The 23,449-nt window shown below is 70.5% G+C and carries 19 protein-coding genes; 15 read left to right on the forward strand and 4 right to left on the reverse strand.

The features are described from left to right. The 3 genes from dapD to map are packed head-to-tail and all read right to left on the reverse strand — an operon-like array spanning window position 1 to window position 4,659. Window positions 1-1,251 carry a 2,3,4,5-tetrahydropyridine-2,6-dicarboxylate N-succinyltransferase gene (dapD, locus tag JG616_RS01300; protein ID WP_199391431.1) on the reverse strand — a complete coding sequence of 417 codons (1,251 nt, stop codon included), beginning with the start codon at window positions 1,249-1,251 and terminating at the stop codon, window positions 1-3. Continuing rightward, a complete protein-coding gene (glnD, locus tag JG616_RS01305; protein WP_343224957.1) occupies window positions 1,248-3,881 on the reverse strand; it encodes a [protein-PII] uridylyltransferase in 2,634 nt (877 codons plus the stop codon). Before glnD ends, dapD begins: the two co-directional genes overlap by 4 nt. A 1-nt stretch (window position 3,882) precedes the next feature. Beyond that, a complete protein-coding gene (gene map / locus JG616_RS01310) occupies window positions 3,883-4,659 on the reverse strand; it encodes a type I methionyl aminopeptidase (RefSeq protein WP_199362163.1) in 777 nt (258 codons plus the stop codon). Between the two features lie 298 nt (window positions 4,660-4,957). On the opposite strand from map, the gene rpsB reads away from it, so the two are divergent. Next, window positions 4,958-5,818 (forward strand): 30S ribosomal protein S2, encoded by an 861-nt coding sequence (gene rpsB / locus JG616_RS01315; RefSeq protein ID WP_199391432.1) that lies wholly within the window; start codon window positions 4,958-4,960, stop codon window positions 5,816-5,818. Between the two features lie 87 nt (window positions 5,819-5,905). Further along, window positions 5,906-6,775 (forward strand): translation elongation factor Ts, encoded by an 870-nt coding sequence (gene tsf / locus JG616_RS01320; RefSeq protein WP_199362165.1) that lies wholly within the window; start codon window positions 5,906-5,908, stop codon window positions 6,773-6,775. Window positions 6,776-6,845: 70 nt separating this feature from the next. On the opposite strand, the gene JG616_RS01325 is transcribed toward tsf, so the two are convergent. Continuing rightward, on the reverse strand, window positions 6,846-10,043 hold the full coding sequence (locus tag JG616_RS01325; RefSeq protein WP_199391433.1) for a TonB-dependent receptor: 3,198 nt from the start codon (window positions 10,041-10,043) through the stop codon (window positions 6,846-6,848). 237 nt (window positions 10,044-10,280) lie between these two features. On the opposite strand from JG616_RS01325, the gene pyrH reads away from it, so the two are divergent. From pyrH to JG616_RS01390, 13 genes are all read left to right on the forward strand, one after another. Further along, window positions 10,281-11,003: a UMP kinase gene (gene pyrH, locus JG616_RS01330; protein ID WP_199362167.1), complete on the forward strand. Its 723-nt coding sequence runs from the start codon at window positions 10,281-10,283 to the stop codon at window positions 11,001-11,003. A gap of 83 nt (window positions 11,004-11,086) precedes the next feature. Next, window positions 11,087-12,037, forward strand: coding sequence for a cation diffusion facilitator family transporter (locus JG616_RS01335; RefSeq protein ID WP_199391434.1), 951 nt, complete (start codon window positions 11,087-11,089; stop codon window positions 12,035-12,037). Window positions 12,038-12,068: 31 nt separating this feature from the next. Continuing rightward, the gene (frr, locus tag JG616_RS01340) at window positions 12,069-12,626 is read left to right on the forward strand and encodes a ribosome recycling factor (RefSeq protein ID WP_199362169.1); all 558 of its coding nucleotides are present in this window, start codon (window positions 12,069-12,071) and stop codon (window positions 12,624-12,626) included. 10 nt (window positions 12,627-12,636) lie between these two features. Next, window positions 12,637-13,398 (forward strand): polyprenyl diphosphate synthase, encoded by a 762-nt coding sequence (gene uppS, locus JG616_RS01345; protein ID WP_199362170.1) that lies wholly within the window; start codon window positions 12,637-12,639, stop codon window positions 13,396-13,398. Continuing rightward, a complete protein-coding gene (locus JG616_RS01350) occupies window positions 13,395-14,219 on the forward strand; it encodes a phosphatidate cytidylyltransferase (RefSeq protein WP_199362171.1) in 825 nt (274 codons plus the stop codon). Before uppS ends, JG616_RS01350 begins: the two co-directional genes overlap by 4 nt. Next, on the forward strand, window positions 14,204-15,388 hold the full coding sequence (locus JG616_RS01355) for a 1-deoxy-D-xylulose-5-phosphate reductoisomerase (protein WP_199391928.1): 1,185 nt from the start codon (window positions 14,204-14,206) through the stop codon (window positions 15,386-15,388). Before JG616_RS01350 ends, JG616_RS01355 begins: the two co-directional genes overlap by 16 nt. A gap of 10 nt (window positions 15,389-15,398) precedes the next feature. Next, on the forward strand, window positions 15,399-16,757 hold the full coding sequence (rseP, locus tag JG616_RS01360; protein ID WP_199362172.1) for an RIP metalloprotease RseP: 1,359 nt from the start codon (window positions 15,399-15,401) through the stop codon (window positions 16,755-16,757). A 65-nt stretch (window positions 16,758-16,822) separates the two neighbouring features. Further along, entirely contained in the window at window positions 16,823-19,285 is a 2,463-nt protein-coding gene (bamA, locus tag JG616_RS01365) for an outer membrane protein assembly factor BamA (protein ID WP_199362173.1), read from the forward strand. A 17-nt stretch (window positions 19,286-19,302) separates the two neighbouring features. Continuing rightward, window positions 19,303-20,325, forward strand: coding sequence for a UDP-3-O-(3-hydroxymyristoyl)glucosamine N-acyltransferase (lpxD, locus tag JG616_RS01370; RefSeq protein ID WP_199391435.1), 1,023 nt, complete (start codon window positions 19,303-19,305; stop codon window positions 20,323-20,325). Further along, window positions 20,322-20,786, forward strand: coding sequence for a 3-hydroxyacyl-ACP dehydratase FabZ (gene fabZ, locus JG616_RS01375; RefSeq protein WP_199362175.1), 465 nt, complete (start codon window positions 20,322-20,324; stop codon window positions 20,784-20,786). Before lpxD ends, fabZ begins: the two co-directional genes overlap by 4 nt. Before the next feature lies 1 nt (window position 20,787). Next, window positions 20,788-21,573 carry an acyl-ACP--UDP-N-acetylglucosamine O-acyltransferase gene (gene lpxA / locus JG616_RS01380; RefSeq protein WP_199391929.1) on the forward strand — a complete coding sequence of 262 codons (786 nt, stop codon included), beginning with the start codon at window positions 20,788-20,790 and terminating at the stop codon, window positions 21,571-21,573. Next, window positions 21,570-22,757 (forward strand): lipid-A-disaccharide synthase, encoded by a 1,188-nt coding sequence (lpxB, locus tag JG616_RS01385; RefSeq protein WP_199391436.1) that lies wholly within the window; start codon window positions 21,570-21,572, stop codon window positions 22,755-22,757. Before lpxA ends, lpxB begins: the two co-directional genes overlap by 4 nt. Before the next feature lie 14 nt (window positions 22,758-22,771). Then, the gene (locus JG616_RS01390; RefSeq protein ID WP_207748911.1) at window positions 22,772-23,434 is read left to right on the forward strand and encodes a ribonuclease HII; all 663 of its coding nucleotides are present in this window, start codon (window positions 22,772-22,774) and stop codon (window positions 23,432-23,434) included. Window positions 23,435-23,449 lie beyond the last annotated feature (15 nt).

Consider the following 23,449-nt stretch of genomic DNA (forward strand, 5'->3'; position numbering starts at 1 on the left):
TCACTGCGCGTGTCCGCGCAGCAGCTCGTTGACCGAGGTCTTGGCGCGCGTGCGCGCGTCGACCTGCTTGACGATCACCGCGCAGTAGAGCGAATGCGATCCGTCGGCCGCGGGCAGCGAGCCGGCCACCACCACGCTGCCCGGGGGCACCACGCCGTAGCTGGTCTCGCCGGTCATGCGGTTGTAGATGCGGGTCGACTGGCCGAGGAAGACGCCCATCCCGATCACGCTGTGGTGGCCGACGATGACGCCCTCCACCACCTCGGACCGGGCCCCGACGAAGACATGATCCTCGATGATCGTCGGCGCGGCCTGCAGCGGCTCGAGCACGCCGCCGATGCCGGCACCGCCGGAGATGTGGCAGTGCTTGCCGACCTGCGCACAGGACCCCACCGTGGCCCAGGTGTCGACCATCGTGCCGGCGCCGATCCAGGCCCCGATGTTCACGAACGAGGGCATCAGCACCACGTCGCGGCCGATGTGCGCGCCGCGGCGCGCGATCGCGCCGGGCAGGACACGCGCGCCGAGCTTGCGGAACGCGGCCTCGTCGAAGTCCTCGAAGCGCATCGGGATCTTGTCCCAGTACGGCGCCGGGTACTGCTCGCCGAGCTCCATCTCCTGCACGCGGAAGTACAGCAGCACGGCCTTCTTCAGCCATTCGTTGACGTGCCAGCCGCCCTTGCCATCGGGCTCGGCCACGCGCAGGCGCCCGGCCTCCAGGCCCTCGATGGCCTGGTCGACCAGCAGCCGCGTCGAGCCCTCGATTTCCTCGGGCGTCAGCATCGATCGCCGCGCCCAGGCGCTGTCGATCATGAAGGCGAGCTCGCGGTCGGCATCCGCCACGTGCGGATGCGCCGGGGCCTCGGCGGCGCCGGCGCCACCGGCGACACGGGACGCACCGGACGCAGCCGGCATCATGCCTCCGGCGGTCGCGGTGACCTTGGCTGCTGGCTTCGTCGCGGACTTCTTCGTCGGGACTTTCTTGGCGACAGGGTTCCGCGCTACAGACTTCTTCGCTGCGACCTTCTTCGATGCGACCTTCTTCGTTGCGGCCTTCGCCGTTGCGACGTTCTTCGCTACCGGACTCTTCGCAACGGACTTCTTTGCCACAGGCGCCTTCGCGACAGACTTCTTGGCGGCAGACTTCTTGGAGGCGGACTTCTTTGCCGCCGCAGGCTTCGCTGCCGCCTTGCCCGCAGCCGAACCCGTGGCCAACGCCTTCTTCGCGCGGGCCTTCTTCGCAATGCTCATTTCGATCCTTCTCCGTCGATCCTGGCCAGGAGCGCCGCGCGCAGCCGCGCGCAGGCCTCCCCGTCCAGCGGTTGCTTGTCTTCTCCGGTCACCCGGAACACGTCCTCGGCGCGTGCGCCGAAGGTCGCGATGCGCGCGTCGTGCACGCGCAGCCCTTCGCTGCGCAGCACGTGCGCGACATCGGCCAGCAGGCCGGGGCGGTCGGTGCCCACCAGGCTCAGCACGGTGCTCGTGCCGTCGGCGCCGGTGGCGAACTCGACCTGCGGGGCGATGCGGAAATGGCGCAGGTGCCGCGGCAGCGTGCGCTGCGCCGGCCGCACCCGGTCCAGCGGACCCGCCAGCACCGCGCCGAGCTTGCGTGCGACCGCGTGCGGATCCGCATCGGCGCGCGCGTCCTCGGGCAGCACCTGGAAGCTGTCGAATACCGCGCCGCCCGGGCCATCGAGCGCACGCGCCTGCTGGATGGCCAGCCCCAGGCGGTCGAGGGTGACCACGATCGCGGCGAACAGCCCGTCGCGGTCCGCGCCGTGAACGAACACCTCCATCGCCTGGCTGCCGGACGCGACCAGGCGAGCCTTGACCACCGCGCGCACCGGGTCGTCGCCACGGGCGTCATGGAGCGCCTGCGCCTGCCAGGCGATCTGTTCCGCGCGGGCACGCAGGAAGCTGTGCGCGGGGAACCTGTCGAGCAGCGCGTCGGCCGTGGCGGGCGCGATGCCGGCGTCGGCCAGCCGCTTCGACGCGGCGCCACGGGTCTCGGCGATCCGCTCGGCGGCGGCGACCGGATGTTCCAGGCCGCGCCGCAGCGCCAGGCGCGTGGCATCGCGCAGGTCGGCGAGCAGGCGGTCCTTCCACGCGTTCCACAGCTTGGGCGAGGTGCCGGCGATGTCGGCGCAGGTCAGCAGGTAGAGGTAGTCCAGGCGTTCGCGGTCGGCGACCTCGGTGGCGAAGCGATGGATCACCGCCGGGTCGGCGATGTCCTGCTTCTGCGCGGTGACCGACATCAGCAGGTGGCGCAGCACCAGCCACTCGACCAGCGCGGTGTCCCCTTCGCCGAGCCCCATCGTCTCGCAGAAGGCGCGCGCGTCGACCGCGCCGAGCTCGGAATGGTCGCCGCCGCGGCCCTTGGCGATGTCGTGGAACAGTCCCGCGAGCAACAGCAGCTCGGGCTTGCGCAGGCCCGGATGCACCTCGTGCGCGCGCGAGAAGCGCTCGTCGGCCTCGCCGCTGGCGAAGGCGGCGAGGTTGCGCAGCACCGCCAGCGTGTGCTGGTCGACGGTGTAGACGTGGAACAGGTCGAACTGCATGCGTCCGGACACCTGTGCGAACGCCGGGATCCAGCGCCCCAGCACGCCCAGCCGCGCCATGCGCTCGAGGCCGCGCACCGGCGCCGGGCCGCGCAGCAGCGCCAGGAACGCGGCGCGCTGCGCGTCGCTGGCCGAGGTATACGGGGCCAGGGCGTCGAGCGCCTCGGCCAGAGCGCGCGCGGTGTGGGTATGCAGTCCGCGCAGTTCGCCCAGGCGCGCCCAGGCCGCGAACAGTTCGAACACCTGGCCGATGTCGCCGTGCGGCCAGCCGTGGTCGCGCGCGGCCAGGTAGCCGCGGCGCAGTTCGAAGCGCGCGTCGACGGGCTCCGGTTCGGCAGCGCCGTCGAAGTGCTCCTCGAAGCGCTGGTGCAGGCGGTCGCCGATCCGGCGCACCACCGCCGCGCTGCGGTAGAAGCCCTGCATCATCTTCTCGACGCCCAGGTTGCGCGCGTCGTCGGCGAAGCCGAGCCGCTCGGCCAGCGCCTTCTGGTGGTCGAAGCGCAGGCGGTCCTCGGCGCGACCGGCCACGAGGTGCAGGCCGTAGCGCAGCCGCTCCAGCGCCTGGCGCTCGCGTCCCAGGGCCGCCGACTCGTCGGCGCCGACGTGACCCAGCGCGACCAGCGGCTCCAGCTCGTGGGTGCCGAATGCGCGGCGCGCCATCCAGCCCAGGGTCTGCAGGTCGCGCAGGCCGCCGGGCCCTTCCTTGAGGTTGGGCTCGAGGTTGTCCGACGTGTCGCCGAAGCGCGCATGGCGCGCCTCCTGCTCGCGCGCCTTGGCCACGAAGAAGTCACGCGCGGGCCAGGCGCGGTCGGGCGCGATCGCCCGCGCCAGCGCCGCGCGGGCGGCCTCGGCGGCGACGACCGGCCGGGCCTCGATCAGCGCCGTCATCACGCTGATGTCCGCGGCGGCCTCCGTGCACTGGGTCGGCGTGCGCACGGCGTGGCTGGCCGCCAGCCCGGTGTCCCACAGCAGGGCGAACAGGCGCGACAGCGCGGCACCGGCGACGTCGTCGGGCTCGCGTTCGGCCAGCACCAGCAGGTCGATGTCGGAATGCGGGAACAGGCTGCCGCGGCCGTAGCCGCCCACGGCGAAGAGCGCCAGCCCGGCATCGTCCGGCACGCAGCGCCGCCAGGTGTCCCCCAGCACCGCGTCGACCGCGTGCGCACGCTCGGCAATCAGGCGGCTGACATCGCCACCGGCGTCGAAGCGTGCCGCCAGCGCTGCCGCGCCCGCGGCCAGCTGCTCGCGGCGCAGCTGCGCCCAGCTTGCATCGCCGGCGACATCGCTGCGGCCCTGCGCATCGGAAGGCGCGGCCGCGTCCACGTCAGAAATCGTTGTCGTCGCCGGGCAGGCGGGTGAGGATGTCCACGCCGTCGGCGGTCACCGCCACCATGTGCTCCCACTGCGCCGAGAGCTTGCGGTCCTTGGTGACCACGGTCCAGCCGTCGGGCAGCAGCCGGGTGTGGCGCGTGCCCTCGTTGATCATCGGCTCGATGGTGAAGGTCATGCCTGCCTCCAGCACCACGCCCTCGCCCGGGCGGCCGTAGTGCAGCACCTGCGGCTCCTCGTGGTAGACCTTGCCGATGCCGTGGCCGCAGTACTCGCGCACCACGCTGAAGCGCTCGGCCTCGGCGTAGCTCTGGATGGCATGGCCGATGTCGCCGAGCGTCGCGCCCGGCCTGACCGCGCGGATGCCGCGGAACATCGCTTCGCGCGTGACCTCGACCAGCCGCTTCGCCATCACCGACGGCGTGCCGGCAAAATACATGCGGCTGGTGTCGCCGTGCCAGCCGTCCTTGATCACGGTGACGTCGATGTTGACGATGTCGCCGTCCTTCAGGACCTTGGCCTCGTTCGGGATGCCATGGCAGATGACGTTGTTGACCGAGATGCAGGTCGCCTTGGGATAGCCCTTGTAGCCGACGTTGGCCGGCGTGGCCTGCTGCACGTTGACGATGTGCTCGTGGCAGAGGCGGTCGAGCTCTTCGGTGCTCACGCCGGGCTTCACGTGCGGGGCGATCATCTGCAGCACCTCCGCAGCCAGGTGGCCGGCGGCGCGCATCTTCTCGATCTGTTCGGGGGTCTTGGGGGTGATGGCCATCCGCGCATTATCGCCCATCGGCGGGCGCTGCTGTCCGGACCTTGCCCCTGCAGGCCCGGGCGGCTAGAATCAACCGGTTCCGCAGCCGGACCCCGGCCCGGAGCCGCCCACGACGGGCGCCACCGTCGAATACACACCCGCTGCAACCACCCGTTCCGGGGTGTCCCGCGCCTGCGAAGGCCGGGATCTGGATACGGAGGCGGCGGGGAGGCCCAACCCCGGAACCCATCGCCCGCCTCCGCGCGGGCAAGCCGCCCCTACCCTTCCGGCGGCCGGGTTCCATGCCAGGAGTTCTGCAATGCCCCAGATCACCATGCGCCAGATGCTGGAAGCCGGCGTCCATTTCGGCCACCAGACGCGCTACTGGAACCCCAAGATGGCGCCGTACATCTTCGGTGCCCGCGGCAAGATCCACATCATCAACCTCGAGAAGACCGTCCCGCTGTTCTCGGACGCGATGAACTTCATTTCTGGCATCGCCCAGAAGCGCGGCATGATCCTGTTCGTCGGCACCAAGCGCAGCGCGCGCGAGCCGATCAAGGAAGAGGCCGAGCGCTGCGGCATGCCGTACATGACCCAGCGCTGGCTGGGCGGCACGCTGACCAACTTCCGCACCGTGAAGGGCTCGGTCTCGCGCCTGAAGACGCTGGAAGCCGGCGAGACCGACGGCACCTTCGACAAGCTGGTCAAGCACGAAGTGCTGGGCCTGCGCCGCGAGCGCGACAAGCTGCTGGCCTCGCTGGGCGGCATCAAGGAAATGAACCGCCTGCCGGACGCGCTGTTCGTGATCGACATCGGCCATGAGGACATCGCGATCAAGGAAGCCAAGAAGCTCGGCATCCCGGTGATCGCGGTGGTCGACACCAACTACGACCCGGCCCTGGTCGACTACGCCATCCCCGGCAACGACGACGCCATCCGCGCCGTGCAGCTGTACGCCCGCGCCGCCGCCGACGCCGTGCTCGAGGGCAAGGCCGCCGCGCCGAGCGCCGCGACCGTGCGCGAGGAAGAGTTCACCGACGGCGCCGATGGCGACAAGCCGCGCCGCGGCCCGGCCCGCAAGAAGGCCGAGGCCACCGAGGCCAAGGCCGACGAGCCGAAGGCCGACGAGGCCAAGGCTGACGAGGCCAAGGCGGAAGACGCCAAGCCGGCCGAGTAAGCCGCTCGGCTTCGCACGCCTGACACGCGGCCGCGCCACCATGCGCGGCCGCGCACTTTGAAACACCCACAGATCCCGAGGTCCCCAATGGAAATCACCGCATCCCAGGTCAAGGAACTGCGCGAGCGCACCGGCGCCGGCATGATGGAGTGCAAGAAGGCGCTCACCGAAGCCGGCGGCAACATCGACGCCGCCGCCGAGGCGCTGCGCAAGTCGGGCCTGGCCAAGGCCGACAAGAAGGCCGACCGCGTCACCGCCGAAGGCCGCGTCGCGTTCGCGCAGGCCGGCAACCGCGCCGCCATCGTCGAGATCAACTCCGAGACCGACTTCGTCGCCAAGGACGAGAACTTCGTGGCGTTCTGCGAGACCGTGGCCCAGGCCGCGGTCGGCGTCGACGACATCGACGCGCTCAAGGCCGCCACCGTCGGCGGTCAGACCGTCGAGGAAGCCCGCGCCGCGCTGATCGCCAAGGTCGGCGAGAACGTGCAGGTCCGCCGCATGATCTCGCTCGAGAGCGGCAACACCGTCGCCGGCTACGTCCACGGCGGCCGCATCGGCGTGCTGGTCGAGCTCCAGGGCGGCGACGCCGAACTCGCGCGCAGCCTCGCTATGCACGTCGCGGCGATGAACCCGCCGCACAACAAGGCATCCGACGTTCCGGCCGAGTTCCTGGCCAAGGAGAAGGAAATCGAGCTGGCGAAGATGAGCGACAAGGACCGGGCCAAGCCGGCCGACATCCTCGAGAAGATCATCAGCGGCAAGATCGCCAAGATCGTCAACGAGGTCACCCTGTACGGCCAGCCCTACGTGCTCGACACCGACAAGTCGGTCGAGCAGGTGCTCAAGGCCGCCGGCGCGGACGTCGTCCGCTTCGAGCGCCTCGCCGTCGGCGAAGGCATCGAGAAGGTGGTCGAGGACTACGCGGCCGAAGTGATGAAGCAGGCCGGCCTGGCGTAACCGCCCGCGCCCTCGCCTGGACAGGATCCGGCCCCTTGCGGGGCCGGATTTTTTTTTGCCTGCGCGATGGTCAGAAGCGGTAGGCCGCCGAGAACATCACGTACCGCGGGGTCTGCCTGGAGATCGGCAGCAGGTAGGTGTTGGACACCGTGTACGGGGCGTCGGTCCCCGAGGTGACGTCCACCTGCAGCGTCTCGTTCTGGTTGAACACGTTGAGCACCTGCATCCCGAGCGTGAGCCGGTTGTCGAAGGCCTGCGGGTTGTAGGTCAGGCCCAGGTCCAGCGCCTTGTTCCACGACGTGCGCTCGTCACCGGGCGTGGCCACCTCACCGAAGCAGGTGTGGTAGCTCGCCCCGTAGCCCACGGGATCGGCATCGGAGGTGTTCTCGTCGATGCTGCCGTCCGGGTTGTAGAGGCCCAGGCAGCTGATCGGCATGCCCGACTCCACCCGCAGGTTGCCCGAAACCAGCCACTCGGGCGTGATCGCGTAGCTGCCGCGGACCTTGAGCTGGTGCCTGCGGTCGTTGGCGAGGTAGCCGGAGGCGTAGCGCATCAACTCGGCCACGTCCCAGTCCTGGGTCTTGGAGATGTTGCTCTGGCCGAACTCGGACTTCACCTGGCCTTCGTTGTTGCCTTCGCTGAAGCTCAGGGTGTAGTCGACCCGCGCCTCCCACTTGCCGTCGAACGGACGCTCGAAGTACAGGTCGAGCGCCTTGTACTCGCGCTTCATGCCTTCCTCGAAGCGCCAGTCCTGCGGCCCCATGGTGACGTTGACGCGGCTACCGGTGGGATTGCCGGCGTCATCCACGTTGGCGAGGCTGAAGGTGTTGGTGCCCCCGGGGTTGAACATGTAGCAGTACGCGACTTCCACCTGGCCCAGCTCGGCGCTGCTGGCGAGGTACTTGCCGTCCTGCTCGCCGTAGATCTCCAGGCCCGCCGCGTCCATCAGCGAGTACGGATCGCAGACGTCGTCGATCGAGGACTTGAGGTCGCGGTAGGTCAGCTTGGCGCCGGCCATCCACGTCTCGCCGAGCATCTTCTCGAAGCCGATGATGTACTCGTCCTGGTACATGTTCTTCAGGTCGGACGGGGCGAACGCGAGCACGTCCACGGCCGCGCCGGTCTCGCCGTTGGACGACACCGGGCCCGGCGCGGGCGCGCCGCCGACGCCAGGCACCGCCGTCAGCCCGGTCGGGCGGCCGTCGGGATCGATTCCGCTGTAGGTGAAGTACTCGTAGGTGAAGGTCGATGCCGAGGCGCCGCGGATCGCGACGTTGTTGGGCATCGCCAGGAAGTACCTGCCGGCGTTGGCGAACAGCTTGGCCGAGGCATCGCCGAAGACGTCCCAGGACAGGCCCAGGCGGGGCGCCCACTGGTCCTTGGCGTCCATGTAGGTCTCGCCAAAGTTGTTCTTGTTGGTGAACTGGTCGTTGCGCACGCCGATCGACAGCAGCAGGTTGTCGGTCACGTTCCAGCGGTCCTCGATGTACCAGGCCTTCTGGTCGAGCGACATGCTGGTGTTGGTGAAGTAGCGCAGCTCGCGGACGTAATAGTTGCTGCCCGGCGCCCCCACGCCGAGCGCCGGCGCGAGGTTGCTGTTGGGGTCGGCGACGCGCGCGTACTGCCAGTATTCCGCTTCCTGCGAGGTGCCCTCGTTGGTCGCCTCGAACTCGATGTTGTCGATGCCGAAGGTCAGCGTGTGGTCGCCGACGACCCATTCGAGGTCGGCACGCAGCGCCTTGGTCTCGCTCATGCCATCGCGGCCCTGGTAGGCCGGCTGGCGGTTCGGGATCGGACTGGACCCGACGATCGCCGGGTTCTGGTTGGTCGCGCCCACGACGTAGGGAACGCCCGGCAGGATGCCCGCGTTGATCTGCCGGTTGGTGAACTCGCTCTCGCCGTAGACCGCGCTCAGGGTCAGGACGTCGTTCAGGAACCCGGTGTATTTCAGGATCTTGTATTCGTTCTCCTGCTCGATAGGGGTGGGCGAGATGGTCAGCCGCTCGCCGACGGAGCCGGTGTCGAAGTCGTAGTCGTAGAACGCGCCGTCGCGGTCGATCTTCTCGCGCAGATAGGTCAGTTCCAGCAGGTGGTCGTCGCTGACGTTCCAGTCGAGCTTGCTATAGAGCTTTGGGCTGTCCTGGTCACGCGATTCCCGGCGCGGGCTGCCCAGCGCGGTCGGCGAATAGGTGCTCTCCGTGCTGGAGTATTCGGCGCCGACGAAGAAGAACAGGCGGTCCTGGATGATCGGACCACCCACGTAGGCGCTGTACACCAGGTTCTCGGAGCTGGCGTCGCGTCCCCGGGAGTACAGGGTTCCGGGACGGTCGGGATCCTCGTACGCCCACTGGCACAACTCGTTGGGCACCGCAGGACCGGTGGGGCCGTCCGGATCCGGTCCACAGGTGCTGGGCAGGTTGGGGTTGGCGTTGGCACCGCTCAGGTCGATCGACGGGAAGTACAGGTCGTCGTTGTCCTCGCGCAGCGACTTGGGCGAGAACACCACCTGGCCGCCGAAGGTCCAGTCATTGGTGCCGCGCTTGCCGATCTGGCTGATCACGCCGCCGGCGGAGCGGCCGTACTTCGCGCTGTAGCCGCCGATGTAGGTTTCCTGCTGGTCGATGGTGCCGAACGGCAGGCTGAAGCCACCCAGGTTGGACAGCGGCTCGCCGCTGAAATAGCCGTTGATGTAGTACGCGTTCTCGGACACGCCCGAGCCGCCGAACGAGACCAGGTTGTCGAAGTAGCCGCCGGCTCCGGAGATCGCGCCCGGGGCGAGCAGCGCGATGGCCTCGGCCGATCGCCGCAGCGGCAGCCGCTCGATCTGCTCGGCGGTGATGACGCTGCGCGTGTCGGTCGCCGAGATGTCGATTGGCGGCACGAACGAGCCGGTCACGGTGACCGCCTCCATCGTGGTCGCGCCCGCCGACCCTGCGAAGGAAATGTCCACGCCCGAACCGGCGCGGACCACCACGTTGCGGCTGCCCAGGACATCCCCGCCACGCTGCACCGTCAGCGTGTACTCGCCCACCGGCAGGGTGCTGAAGTTGTACCGTCCGCCGGCATCCGCCTCGACGGTGCGGCTGAAGCCGCTGTTGTTGCTGGCGACGACGCTGACCCCCTCCCCGGACGGAACCGTGCCGTACACGCTGCCGGTCGTGCTCTGGGCCTGTACGGCCCCGGCGAAGCAGAAGCCCAGTGCCACGCAGAGTGCGCTGCGCCGGATGCCCGCCAGTCCGTTCCTGTAACGCGATGTGTCTTCCTGCACGCTGAAGTCTCCCCGCAATATGACCCTGAGGGTCGGGAAATTTCCCCGCGTCGCCTGCCTGAGGTCATGGTTCAGGCACGGATGACACGAAGAAGTCAGGAACTTTTCATAAATGAAACCTGAACATTGTGATGACGATCACGCCACGACGGGCCCGACACAGGGAGCCGACACCCGGAACGGCGGACTATGGCGCATCTGGTAACATCCGCCCGGTTTGCCCACCGGAATCCGCACATGTCCCAGCTCGCCTATCGCCGTGTCCTGCTCAAACTGTCCGGCGAGGCGCTGATGGGGGACGAGGATTACGGCATCGATCCCAAGGTCATCCACCGCCTGGCGGCCGAGGTCATCGAGGCGCAGGCCGCGGGCGCCGAGGTGGCGCTGGTGATCGGCGGCGGCAACATCTTCCGTGGCGCGGGACTCGCCGCCGGCGGCATGGACCGGGTGACCGGCGACCAGATGGGCATGCTGGCCACGGTCATCAACGCGCTGGCGATGCAGGACGCGCTGGAAAAGCTCGGCGCCAAGGTGCGCGTGATGAGCGCGATCAAGATCAACGACGTCTGCGAGGACTACATCCGCCGTCGCGCGGTCCGCCACCTCGAGAAGGGCCGGATCACGATCTTCGCCGCCGGAACCGGAAATCCGTTCTTCACCACCGATTCCGGCGCCGCGCTGCGCGCGATCGAGATCGGCGCCGACCTGCTGCTCAAGGCGACCAAGGTCGATGGCGTCTACGACTCGGACCCGAAGAAGAACCCGGATGCCACGCGGTTCGAGCGCCTCAGCTACGACGAAGTCCTGGGCCGCGACCTGCAGGTGATGGACACGGCGGCATTCGCGCTCGCGCGCGACAGCGACCTGCCCCTGCGCATCTTCGACATGGAGCAGCCGGGCCAGCTGCTGCGCATCCTCAAGGGCGAGCCGATCGGCACCCTGGTGCAGGGCCGGAGCTGAGTCCGGCGCGCACGCCTTCCGCGTGCGCGACACCGCCGCGACTGGAATAGTGTCCGGGCCGACCGGGATGGCAGGCTGGCCGCATGCACCAGCATGACCACGGCGGCCACGGCCATCACCATCACCACCACGCGCCGCCGCCGGGCAGCGCGACGCGCACCTTCGCGCTGATCACCCTCGTCAACCTCGCCTACACCATCGTCGAGGCGGCCTACGGCTTCCTGACCGGTTCGCTGGCGCTGCTGTCCGATGCGCTGCACAACCTGGGCGACGTGCTGGGCCTGGCCATGGCCTGGGGCGCGGCGGCCGTCGCCCAGTGGCCGCCGACCGAGCGCCACACCTATGGCTGGCGACGCGCGACCCTGCTCTCGCCACTGGCGAACGCGGTCCTGCTGGTCGGCCTGTCCGGCGCGCTGGCGTGGGAGGCACTGCGCCGGCTGGGCGCGCCGCCGGAGGTGCCGGGGATGACCGTGATCGTGGTGGCGGCGATCGGCATCGCGGTCAATCTCGGCACGGCGCTGATGGTCAGCGGTGGCCATGGCGACCTCAACCGCCGCGGCGCCTACCTGCACCTGATGGCCGACGCCGCCATCTCATTGGCGACCGTGGTGGCCGGCGTGGGCATGCTGCTGTGGGGCTGGGCCTGGCTCGATCCGGCGATCGCGCTCCTGGTCGGCGTGGTGATCGCGGCCGGCGCGGTGGGCCTGCTGCGCGACAGCTTCAACGCCGCCATGGATGCCGTCCCGCCGGACATCGACACGAGCGAGGTGCGCGGGTTCATCGCCGGGCTGCCCGGCGTGGCCTCGGTGCACCACCTGCATATCTGGTCGCTGGGCGCCGGCGCCGTGGCCCTGACCGCGCACCTGGTCCGCCCCGGCGGTGGCGACGACGACGCGTTCATCCATGCGACGCGCGAGGACCTGAAATCGCGTTTCGGCATCGACCACGCCACCCTCCAGCTCGAGCGGGGCGGCGATGCCTGCATCGACCGGGAGCATGCGCCGGAGGCCTGCGCGCACCGGCATGGCCTATAATCCCGCGATTGCGAACAGGAGCGGGCAGCCGATGCTCAACGAGATCAAGAAGGACGCGCAGACGCGCATGGCCAAGAGCGTGGAAACCCTGCGCCACGACCTGACCAAGGTCCGCACCGGCCGCGCTTCCACCGCGCTGGTCGACCACCTGAAGGTCAACTACTACGGCTCGGACATGCCCCTGACCCAGGTGGCGTCGGTGACCGTGAGCGACGCGCGCTCGCTGACCATCACGCCGTGGGAAAAGCCCATGGTCGCGGCGGTCGAGAAGGCGATCCTCGCCTCCGACCTGGGCCTCACCCCGAACACGGCCGGCACCACCATCCGCATCAACCTGCCCGCGCTGACCGAGGAGCGTCGCCGCGAGCTCACCAAGCTGGTGCACTCCGAAGGCGAGTCGACCAAGGTCGCGATCCGCAACATCCGCCGCGACGCCAACCAGCAGGCCAAGGACCTGCTGAAGGAAAAGGCGATCAGCGAGGATGACGAGCGCCGCTTCGAGGGCGAGATCCAGAAGATCACCGACGACGCGATCCGGGACGTCGACGACGTGGTCAAGGCCAAGGAACAGGAGCTGATGGCGGTCTGATGGCGCCGGCATGAGCGCCCCGTCCGCCACGACCACCGCCGTCCCGCGCCACGTCGCCATCGTCATGGATGGCAACGGGCGCTGGGCTGCGCGCCGGCGCCGGCCGCGCATGATCGGCCACCGCGCCGGCACGCGCGCGGTCAACCTGTGCATCGACTTCTGCATCGAGCGCGGGATCGCGGCGCTGACCCTGTTCGCGTTTTCCAGCGAGAACTGGGGCCGCCCGGCCGACGAGGTGGGCGCGCTGATGAAGCTGTTCCTCAACGCGCTCGACCGCGAGGTGGCCGAGCTGCATCGCCGCGGCGTGCGCGTGCGCTTCATCGGCGAACGCGGCCGCTTCGACGCCGGGATCATCGCGCGCATGGACGCCGCCGAGGCCCTGACCGCCGGCAACCACCGGCTGACCCTGGCCATCGCCGCCAGCTATGGCGGACGCCAGGACATCGCCGCCGCCGCGCGTGCGCTGGCGGTCGAGGTGGCCGAGGGACGCCTGCGCCCCGACGACATCGACGAGGCGGCGATCGCGCGCCACGTCGCCCTGTCCGACCTGCCGCCGCCGGATCTGTTCATCCGCACCGGCGGCGACGTGCGGATCAGCAATTTCCTGCTCTGGCAGCTCGCCTATACCGAACTCTGGTTCACCGACGTGCTCTGGCCGGACCTCGACGCAGCGACCCTCCAGCAGGCGCTGGACGTCTTCGCCGGCCGCGAGAGGCGCTTCGGACTGACCGCAGACCAGGTGGCCACGGCCAATCCCATGGAGGCCCAATGACCCGTACCCGCGTCCTCGCCGCGCTCGTGATGGCCCCGGTGGCCATCGCCGCCGTGCTGCTCCTGCCCACGCCCTGGATGATGCTGGCCGCGGCGATCGTGTTCCTCGCCGCCCTGTGGGAATGGTTCGGCCTGGCCGAGGTGGACGATTCCCTGGCCCGCAGCGCCCTGCTGGTGCTGAACCTGATGCTGATGGTGGCGCTGGTCTGGGGCACCGGCGGCACGGCCGCGACCCTCGTGCTGTTCAAGCTCGCGGTGGTCGTGGGCGTGGTCTGGTGGCTGCTGGCCATGCTGTGGCTGGTGCATTACGACTTCGCCTCCGACCACGACACGCATGCGCGGGTGTTCAAGCTTGCCGCCGCCACCCTGGCTGTGGTGCCCGCCTGGTGTGGCCTCGCCCTCCTCCACAATGACGGCCCCGGCTGGCTGCTGCTGGCCTTCATGATCGTCTGGGGCACCGACACCGGCGCGTACTTCGCCGGGCGCGCCTTCGGCAAGCGCCGGCTGGCGCCGCGGATCAGCCCCAACAAGACCGTGGCCGGCCTGGTCGGCGGCGCGCTGCTCGGCGTGCTGGTGGCGGTGGTCGGTGCGTGGATCCTCGGCACCGGCGTGGCCCAGCTGCCGCTGGTGGCGCTGGTGGGCCTGCTCACGGTGCTGTTCTCGGTGGTCGGCGACCTGCTCGAAAGCCTGCTCAAGCGCCATGTCGGGGTCAAGGACTCGGGCAACCTGATCCCGGGCCACGGCGGCGTCATGGACCGCATCGACAGCGTGCTGGCCGCACTCCCGGTGTTCGCGCTCGGCAAGATCTGGCTGGGCTTCTGATGCAGCGCGTCGCCGTCCTCGGCGCCACCGGCTCGATCGGCGGTTCGGCGCTCGACGTCATCGCCCGGCATCCGGACGCGATGCGGGCCTCGGTGCTCGCCGCCGGCCAGCAGGTGGACGCGCTGCTCGACGCCTGCCGCCGGCACCGGCCCGACGACGCCGCCATCGCCGACGAGACCGCGCTGCCCCGCCTGCGCGAAGGCCTGCGCGAGGCCGGCCTGGCGACGCGGGCCCATGCGGGCATGGACGCCATCGCCTCGCTCGCCGCCGACGGCGGCAGCGACACCGTGGTCGCCGCGATCGTCGGCGCCGCCGGGCTGGATTCGACCCTGGCCGCCGCACGCGCGGGCAAGCGCCTGCTGCTGGCGAACAAGGAATCCCTGGTGCTGGCCGGCGAGCTGGTGATGGCCGCCGCCCGCGGGCATGGCGCGCGGATCATCCCGATCGACAGCGAACACAACGCCATCTTCCAGTGCCTGCCTGCCGACGGCGACTGCGCCGACGTGCGCCGGCTGGTGCTGACCGCGTCGGGCGGTCCCTTCCTCGGCCGCGATCGCGCCTCGCTGGCCGACGTGACACCGGCCCAGGCCGTCGCCCATCCGAAATGGTCGATGGGCCCGAAGATCTCGGTCGACTCGGCCACCCTGATGAACAAGGGCCTGGAGGTCATCGAGGCCCACCACCTGTTCGGCCTGCCGGCCGACCGCATCGACGTGCTGGTGCACCCGCAGAGCCTGGTGCATTCGCTGGTCGAGTTCGTCGACGGATCCACCCTCGCCCAGCTGGGTCTGCCGGACATGCGCACGGCGCTGGCGGTCGGCCTGGGCTGGCCGCGACGGATCGCCTCGGGGGTCGGCGGGCTGGACCTGCTGGCCCAGGGGCGGCTGGACTTCCAGGCCCCGGACACCGCGGCGTTTCCCTGCCTGCGCCTCGCCTTCGACGCGCTGCGCGCCGGCGGTACGGCCCCCGCGGTGCTCAACGCAGCCAACGAGGAGGCGGTTTCAGCCTTCCTTCAGGGCCGGATCGGCTTCCTGTCCATTCCCGCCCTGGTCGAGGACGCGCTGGCCGCGCTGCCGGCCGTCCCCGCCGCGTCGCTGGACGCGCTGCGCGAGGCCGACGCCCAGGCCCGCCACCGCACCCGCGCCGCCCTCTCCCGCCAGGGCTCCTGACGAGCACGCCATGATGACGTTCCTCGGTTCGGTTTGGTGGATGATCGTCAGCCTGGGCGTGCTGGTGACCTTCCACGAATTCGGCCATTTCTGGGTGGCGCGCCGCAACGGCGTCAAGGTGCTGCGCTTCTCGGTCGGCTTCGGACGCCCGCTGTGGACCCGCCTGGGCCGCGACGGCACCGAGTACGTCATCGCGGCCCTGCCGCTGGGCGGCTATGTGCGCATGCTCGACGAGCGCGAAGGCGACGTGGGCGCGGACGAACGCGACGCCGCATTCAACCGCAAGACGGTCTGGCAGCGGATCGCCATCGTCGCCGCCGGCCCGGCCGCCAACCTGCTGCTGTGCGTGGCCCTGCTGTGGACGATGTTCGTGATCGGGCGCCCCGACTACCAGCCCGTGCTCGGCCAGGTGCAGGGCGTGGCGGCGGCGTCCGGCCTTGCGCGCGGCGACACCCTGCTGGCCGTGGACGACCGCGCCACGCCCACCTGGAGCGAGGCCTCGATGGCGCTGGTGACCGCCGCCATCGACCGCCGCGACGTGGAGGTGCGGCTGCGCACCGCCGCCGGCCAGGACGCGTCACGCAGCCTGCGCCTGTCCACCCTGCCGGCCGAGCTGGACCAGCGCCGTGCGATGCAGGCCATCGGCCTGGTGCCGCAGGCCTTCGTGCGCCCCGCGGACGTCGGCCGGGTGGTCGAGGATGGCGCCGCGTGGGGGGTTCTGGCCGAGGGCGACCGCATCACCGCGATCGACGGCACGTCGGTGCACGCGTTCTCCGACATCCGGCCGCTGGTGCAGGCGCTGGGCGAACAGGGCGGCGGCGGCATGGTCGAGGTCGACCGGGACGGTGAGCGGCTGGCGCTGGAGATCGTTCCGTCCCTGGCCACCCCGACCGACGGCGGCGAGCCCTTCTGGGCCCTGGGCATCGAACCCGATGCCGGCGCCGGCGCGGAACACGACGCCACCCTGCGCCACGGGCCGATCGCGGCCGTACCCGCGGCCTTCGGCGAGACCTGGCGTCTGGCCCGCGACACCGTGGGCATGGTCTGGCGCATGGCCAGCGGCCGGGCGTCGGTCGAGAACGTCTCCGGGCCGATCACGATCGCCCGCTATGCCAACGCCTCCGCGAACCTGGGCCCGGCCTGGTTCCTGAACTTCCTCGCCCTGCTCTCGCTGAGCCTGGCGATCATCAACCTGCTGCCGATCCCGATCTTGGACGGCGGTCACCTGTTGTATTACCTTATCGAGTTGGTCAAGGGCAGCCCCTTGAGCGAGCGCGCCATGATCGCCGGGCAGTACGTCGGCCTGGCGATGCTCGCGGGCCTGATGGGCCTGGCGTTCTACAACGACATCCTGCAACTGGTGCGATGACGCCGCATGCAAGACCGCCGGACCCACCGCCCCACCCCCACGCAACGCCAGACCGGACGCCATTGATGACGCGATTCCCGAACCGCCGCCTGCTCGCCATCGCCCTCGCCTCGACGCTCGCAGCGCCGGCCTGGGCCCAGCAGCCGGTCGACCCCCAGGCCGCCTTCGGCGTCGCACCCCAGCCGGCCGCGGCACCCGTGCCCGGCGCGTTCACCGTGTCCGACATCCGCGTCGACGGCCTGCAGCGCATCGGCGCCGGCACCGTCTTCACTTACCTGCCGATCGAGCGCGGCGACACGGTCGATGCCAGCCGGATCGGCGACGCCATCCGGGCCCTATACGCGACCGGCTTCTTCGAGGACGTCAGCGCCGGCCGCCAGGGCGACATCCTGGTGCTGCAGGTCAAGGAACGCCCGGCGATCAACAAGCTGACGCTGACCGGCAACAAGGACATCAAGACCGAGGACCTGACCAAGGGCCTGACCGACATCGGCCTGGCCGAAGGCGAGACCTTCGACCGCCTGGCGCTGGACCGCGTCACCCAGGAACTCACCCGGCAGTACAACAACCGCGGCAAGTACAACGTCCAGATCACGCCCACGGTGTCGCCGCTGGACCGCAACCGCGTCGACGTGGGCATCAAGGTCGACGAAGGCAAGGCCGCGCGCATCCGCCACATCAACCTGATCGGCAACGAGACCTTCGACGACGAGACCCTGACCGACACCTGGGAGTCCGGCACCAGCAACTGGCTGAGCTGGTACCGCCGCGACGACCAGTACTCGCGCGAGAAGCTCGAGGGCGACCGCGAGAAGCTGCGCAACTTCTACCTCGACCGCGGCTACGTCGACTTCAGCGAAGACAACATCCAGGTCGCGATCAGCCCGGACAAGCGCGACATGTACATCACCGCCGGCCTGACCGAGGGCGAGGTGTACACCGTCGACTCGATCGAGGTCACCGGCGACACGATCCTGCCGAAGGAGGACATCGAGCGCCTGGTGCTGCTGCAGCCGGAGATGACCTTCTCGCGCGCCCTGCTCGAGTTCAGCTCCGACCAGATCTCGGCGACCCTCAGCAACATCGGCTACACCTTCGCCCAGGTGAACGTGGTGCCGCAGGTGGACCGCGAGAACCGCCGCGTCGACATCAACCTGCAGGTCGTCCCCGGCCCGCGCGTCAGCGTCCGCCGCATCGTGTTCAAGGGCAACAGCCGCACCGCCGACGAGGTGATGCGCCGCGAGATGCGCCAGTTCGAGGGCGCCTGGTACTCGCAGGCCGCGATCGACCGCTCCAAGGTGCGCCTGCAGCGCCTGGGCTTCTTCGAATCGGGCAGCGTCAACGTCGAGAGCAAGCCGGTCCCCGGCAGCAACGACCAGGTCGACGTCGAGTTCAGCGTCACCGAGACCACGTCCGGCAGCTTCATGTTCGGCGTGGGCTATTCGCAGCTCAGCGGCATGACCACGTCGGTGCAGCTGTCGCAGAACAACTTCCTCGGCAGCGGCAACCGGATCTCGATCGAGGCGCAGCGCAACGTCTACCTGCAGCGCTATTCGTTCTCGTACATGAACCCGTACTTCAACGACAGCGGTCTGTCGCTGGGCTACAACCTGTGGTGGCGCGAATTCGACAACTCCGAGTTCAACACCGCGCAGTACTCGTCGACCAGCCGCGCCGCGCAGATGGTGCTGGGCGTGCCGATCACCGAGCACGACACCGTCTCGGCGATGTTCGGCATCGACAGCAACCAGATCTTCGCCTTCCGCGGCAGCTCGCCGCAGTCGATCGTCGACTACATCGACGTCATCGGCCAGCGCACCTTCCACGCCTGGCGCGGCGAGGTGAGCTGGGCGCGCGACACCCGCAACGACTTCCTCCAGCCCACCCGCGGCACCCTGCAGCGCGTCTCGGCCGAAGTCACCCTGCCCGGCTCCACCGCCGAGTACTACAAGCTCAACTACGAGTTCTCCAAGTACTGGCCGCTGTCGCGCGCGGTGGTGCTCAACACGCGGCTCGAGCTGGGCTATGGCGACAGCTACGGCGATCCGCGCGTCGGCATCGTCTACGACCCCTACATCCCCGCCGACGCGAATGCGCCGCCCACCGGCGACCCGATCCCGCGCGTGGCGGTGGCCGACGGCCTGCCGTTCTTCGAGAACTTCTACGCCGGTGGCGCACGCTCGGTGCGCGGCTTCCGCGACAACACGCTGGGCCCGCGCGAGGCCGCCTGGAACAGCAGCTACCAGCAGGTCATCGGCGGCGCGGTGAAAACCATCGGCTCGCTCGAGATGTTCTTCCCCACCCTGCTCGACTCCCCCGCCGCGCGCGTCTCGGCCTTCGTCGACTTCGGCAATGTCTTCAAGGATGTCGATGCCTTCGATGCCGGCGAGCTGCGGGCGTCCGCGGGCGTGGCGCTGATGTGGCGCGCGCCGGTGGGTCCGATCTCGATCAGCTACGCCATGCCGCTGCGCAAGGAGGACGGCGACGAGCTGGAGCGCCTGCAGTTCACCTTCGGCGGCGCGTTCTAGCCGCCGGCGACGCGGACATGCAGCCCACGACGCTCACGGCGGCGGCGCTGGCCGAACGCTTCGGGCTGGCGCTGCGCGGCGATGGCGAGGCGGTGGTCGAGTCGGTGGCGACCCTTGCCGGCGCCGGACCGCGCCAGCTCTCGTTCCTGTCCAACCCGCGCTACCGCAGCCAGCTGGCCGGCTCGGCCGCGGGCGTGGTGCTGGTCCGCGAGGATGACGCCGCCAACCTCGATCGCACGCTGCTGGTCGCGCGCGATCCGTATGTCGCGTTCGCGAAGATCGCGGCGCTGTTCGATCCGGTGCCGGCGGCGCAGCCCGGCGTGCACCCCTCCGCCGTCGTCGACGACTCCGCCGAGGTCGATCCCTCCGCCGAGATCGGCCCGCTGGCCTGCGTGGGCGCGCGTTCGCGCATCGGACCCGGGGCCATCGTCGGTCCGGGCTGCGTGATCGGCGAGGACTGCGTGGTCGGCGCCGGCAGCCGCCTGGTGGCGCGCGTGACCCTGGTGCGCCGCGTGCGCCTGGGCGAGCGCGTGCTGGTCCATCCCGGCGCCGTGCTCGGCGCCGACGGCTTCGGCCTGGCGATGGACGCCGGCCGCTGGATCAAGGTCCCGCAGCAGGGCGGCGTGCGCATCGGCGACGACTGCGAGATCGGCGCCAACACCACCATCGACCGCGGCGCCATCGAGGACACCGTGCTCGAGGAGGACGTGCGCCTCGACAACCAGATCCAGATCGCCCACAACGTGCGCATCGGCGCGCATACCGCGATGGCTGGCTGCGTCGCGGTGGCGGGCAGCACCACGATCGGCCGCTATTGCCTGATCGGCGGCGCCGCCGGCATCGTCGGGCACATCAGCATCTGCGACCGGGTCACCATCACCGCGATGGCCCTGGTCACGGCTTCGATCGACGCGCCCGGCGAGTACTCGTCGGGCACGCCGCTCATGGACAACCGGAGCTGGCGCAGGAGCGCGGCCCGTTTCAGGCAACTCGACGCGCTCGCCCGCCAGGTGCAGGCGCTCGGCAAGGAGAAGACATGACCGTCGGCAAGTTCACGTTTCCCATTGGCGTGGAGGGCATCCGCACGATGCTGCCGCACCGCTACCCCTTCCTGCTGCTCGACCGCGTGGTCGAGTTCGACGCGGAGGCCAGGCGCGTGCTCGCCTACAAGAACGTGACCGCGAACGAGGCCTATTTCCAGGGCCACTTTCCCGACCGCCCGGTGATGCCGGGCGTGCTGGTGATCGAGGCCATGGCCCAGGGCGGCGGCGTGCTCACCCAGCTGGCGCGCGGCGGTGCCAGCCACGTGGGCCGGCTGTCCTACCTGGTGAAGGTCGACAACGCGCGCTTCGCCAACATGGTCGTCCCCGGCGACCGCCTCGACATCGAGGTCACGGTGAAGCGCGAGATCCGCAACATGACCCTCTATTCCGGCGTCGCCAGCGTCGACGGCGGCCAGGTGGCCAGCGCCGAGATCCTCTGCGCCGAGGTCGATGCCTGAGATGGCCGCCGCGGCGATCCACGCCAGCGCGATCGTCGATCCGTCGGCCGTCATCGGCGAGGGCGCCAGCATCGGCGCCTTCACCATCGTCGGCCCGGGCGTCGAGATCGGCGCCGGCACGCGCATCGGCCCGCACTGCAGCGTGACGGGCCCCACGCGCATCGGCCGCGACAACCACGTCCACGGCCACGCCGCGATCGGCGGCGAGCCGCAGGACAAGAAGTTCCGCGGCGAGCCGGTGCGCCTGGAGATCGGCGACCGCAACGTCATCCGCGAATTCACCACGCTCAACCGCGGCACCGGCGACGGCGGCGGGGTGACCCGGATCGGCGACGACAACTGGCTGCTGGCCTATACCCACGTGGCGCATGACTGCGTCATCGGCAACCACTGCATCTTCTCCAACAACGCCACCCTCGCCGGGCACGTCGTGGTCGGCGACCACGTGATCCTCAGCGGCTTCGCCGGCGTGCACCAGTTCTGCCGCATCGGCGACCACGCGTTCATCGGCATGGGCGCCTTCGTCAACGGCGACGTGGCGCCCTTCCTGATGGTCGCGCAGGACGGCTACGGCCGCCCGCGCGGCATCAATGCCGAGGGCCTGAAGCGCCGCGGCTTCGACCCCGAGCGGATCGCGGCGATCAAGCGCGCCTACCGCGCGGTCTACATGTCCGGCGAGGCGCTGGACGAGGCCCGCGCGCGGCTGGTCGAACTGGCCGAAGGCAGCGACGATGTGCGCCTGATGCTCGACTTCATCGAGGGCGGCGACCGGCCGCTGCTGCGGTGAGCGCGGCGGGGCCGCGCTTCGCGCTGGTTGCTGGCGAAGCGTCCGGCGACCTGCTGGGTGCCGGCCTGGTCGAGGCCCTGCGCGAGCGCTTTCCCGATGCGCAGTTCGTCGGCGTGGGCGGCGACGCGATGCGCGCCGCCGGGATGGACGCCTGGCACGATGCCGGCGAGCTGGCGGTCATGGGGCTGTCGGAGGTGCTGGCCCACCTGCCGCGGCTGCTGCGCCTGCGCCGCGGCCTGCGCCGTCGCCTGCTGGCGTGGAAGCCCGACGTCTTCATCGGCATCGACGCGCCCGACTTCAACCTCGGACTCGAGCGCCAGCTCAAGTCCCGCGGCGTCTGCACGGTGCACTACGTCAGCCCCTCGGTCTGGGCCTGGCGGCAGGGCCGCGCGGCGAAGATCGGCCGCAGCGCCGACCGCGTGCTCTGCCTGTTCCCGATGGAGCCGGCCATCTACGCCCGCCACGGCGTCGACGCGCGCTTCGTCGGCCATCCGATGGCCGACGCCATGCCGCTCAATCCCGACCGCCGCGGCGCGCGCATCGCGCTCGACGTCGACCAGGACGCGCCGGTGCTGGCGGCGCTGCCGGGCTCCCGCCTGGGCGAGATCGAGCGCCTGGCGCCGGCCTTCCTGCAGGCCGCGGAACTGGTGGCGGAGCAGGTCCCCGGGCTCCAGGTGCTGGTGCCCGCGGCCAACGCCGCCTGCCGCGACGCCCTGGACGCGCTGCTGCCCCCGCCGGGGGCTGCCGCGCGGGTGCGCCTGCTGGACGGCACCGCGCGCGAGGCGATGGTCGCGGCCGACGTGGTCCTGCTGGCGTCGGGCACCGCCACGCTCGAGGCGATGCTGGCCAAGCGGCCGATGGTCGTCGGCTACCGGATCGCGCCAGCCACCCACGCCATCGTCAAGGGACTCGGGCTGCTCAAGGTCGACCGCTACGCCCTGCCCAACGTGCTGGCGGGCGAGACCATCGCGCCGGAACTGATGCAGGACCTGTGCACCCCGCGCGCGCTCGCCGACGCGGTGCTCGCCTGGTTCTCGCAGCCCGAAGCGGTCGAGGCGCTGGAGCCGCGCTACCGCGAGCTGCACCTGCTGCTGCGCCGCGACGCCTCCCGCGAGGCGGCGGCCGCGGTCATCGGGCTGCTCGACCCGCGCCATGTGTCGGTACCGGTCGAGGCGGCGCCGTGAGGCAGCGCGCGCCGCTGGCGGGGGTCCGCGCACGGCCGGCGCCCTGCAGCACGCCGGCGATCTCCTCGCTGGTGGCCGGCATCGACGAGGCCGGCCGCGGTCCGCTCGCCGGGCCCGTGGTGGTGGCGGCCGTGGTGTTCGACCCGGCGCGCCCGCGGATCAACGGCCTCGACGATTCCAAGCAGCTCACCGCGGCGCGCCGCGAGGCCCTGTACGCGCGGATCGTCGAGCGTGCGCTGGCCTGGCACGTGGTCGCGATCGAGGCCGACGAGATCGACCGCATCAACATCTACCACGCGACCATGCTCGGCATGCGCCGCGCGATGGAGGCGGTGGCGCACGTGGCGGGCCTGGCCCGCATCGACGGCAACGCGATCCCGCAGGGCCTGCCCTGCGCGGCCGAGGCCTGGGTCGATGGCGACGCGCGCGATCGCAGCATCGCCGCGGCCTCGATCCTGGCCAAGGTCACCCGCGATCGCGCGATGGTGGCGCTGCACGGGGAGTTCCCCGCCTACGGCTTCGACGGCCACAAGGGCTACAGCACGCCGGCCCACCTGGCCGCGCTGCGCGCACACGGGCCCTGTCCACAGCACCGCAGGAGCTTCGCACCGGTGCGCGAGGCCGCGACGCCGGACCTGTTCGCCGCGGCCGGCTGCCCGCTCGCCCTCGCGACCTGACGGCGCGCCGCCAGC

Source organism: Luteimonas sp. MC1895 (assembly GCF_016457215.1).
Lineage (GTDB): Bacteria > Pseudomonadota > Gammaproteobacteria > Xanthomonadales > Xanthomonadaceae > Luteimonas.

Excerpts from the sequence above, each read along its gene's own strand:
- bamA (WP_199362173.1), top strand. The coding sequence starts at position 16,823 with ATGACGCGATTCCCGAACCGCCGCCTGCTCGCCATCGCCCTCGCCTCG.
- JG616_RS01335 (WP_199391434.1), top strand. The coding sequence starts at position 11,087 with ATGCACCAGCATGACCACGGCGGCCACGGCCATCACCATCACCACCAC.
- lpxD (WP_199391435.1), top strand. The coding sequence starts at position 19,303 with ATGCAGCCCACGACGCTCACGGCGGCGGCGCTGGCCGAACGCTTCGGG.
- pyrH (WP_199362167.1), top strand. The coding sequence starts at position 10,281 with ATGTCCCAGCTCGCCTATCGCCGTGTCCTGCTCAAACTGTCCGGCGAG.
- map (WP_199362163.1), bottom strand. The coding sequence starts at position 4,659 with ATGGCCATCACCCCCAAGACCCCCGAACAGATCGAGAAGATGCGCGCC.
- frr (WP_199362169.1), top strand. The coding sequence starts at position 12,069 with ATGCTCAACGAGATCAAGAAGGACGCGCAGACGCGCATGGCCAAGAGC.
- JG616_RS01350 (WP_199362171.1), top strand. The coding sequence starts at position 13,395 with ATGACCCGTACCCGCGTCCTCGCCGCGCTCGTGATGGCCCCGGTGGCC.
- rseP (WP_199362172.1), top strand. The coding sequence starts at position 15,399 with ATGATGACGTTCCTCGGTTCGGTTTGGTGGATGATCGTCAGCCTGGGC.
- lpxA (WP_199391929.1), top strand. The coding sequence starts at position 20,788 with ATGGCCGCCGCGGCGATCCACGCCAGCGCGATCGTCGATCCGTCGGCC.
- dapD (WP_199391431.1), bottom strand. The coding sequence starts at position 1,251 with ATGAGCATTGCGAAGAAGGCCCGCGCGAAGAAGGCGTTGGCCACGGGT.
- uppS (WP_199362170.1), top strand. The coding sequence starts at position 12,637 with ATGAGCGCCCCGTCCGCCACGACCACCGCCGTCCCGCGCCACGTCGCC.
- tsf (WP_199362165.1), top strand. The coding sequence starts at position 5,906 with ATGGAAATCACCGCATCCCAGGTCAAGGAACTGCGCGAGCGCACCGGC.
- rpsB (WP_199391432.1), top strand. The coding sequence starts at position 4,958 with ATGCCCCAGATCACCATGCGCCAGATGCTGGAAGCCGGCGTCCATTTC.
- fabZ (WP_199362175.1), top strand. The coding sequence starts at position 20,322 with ATGACCGTCGGCAAGTTCACGTTTCCCATTGGCGTGGAGGGCATCCGC.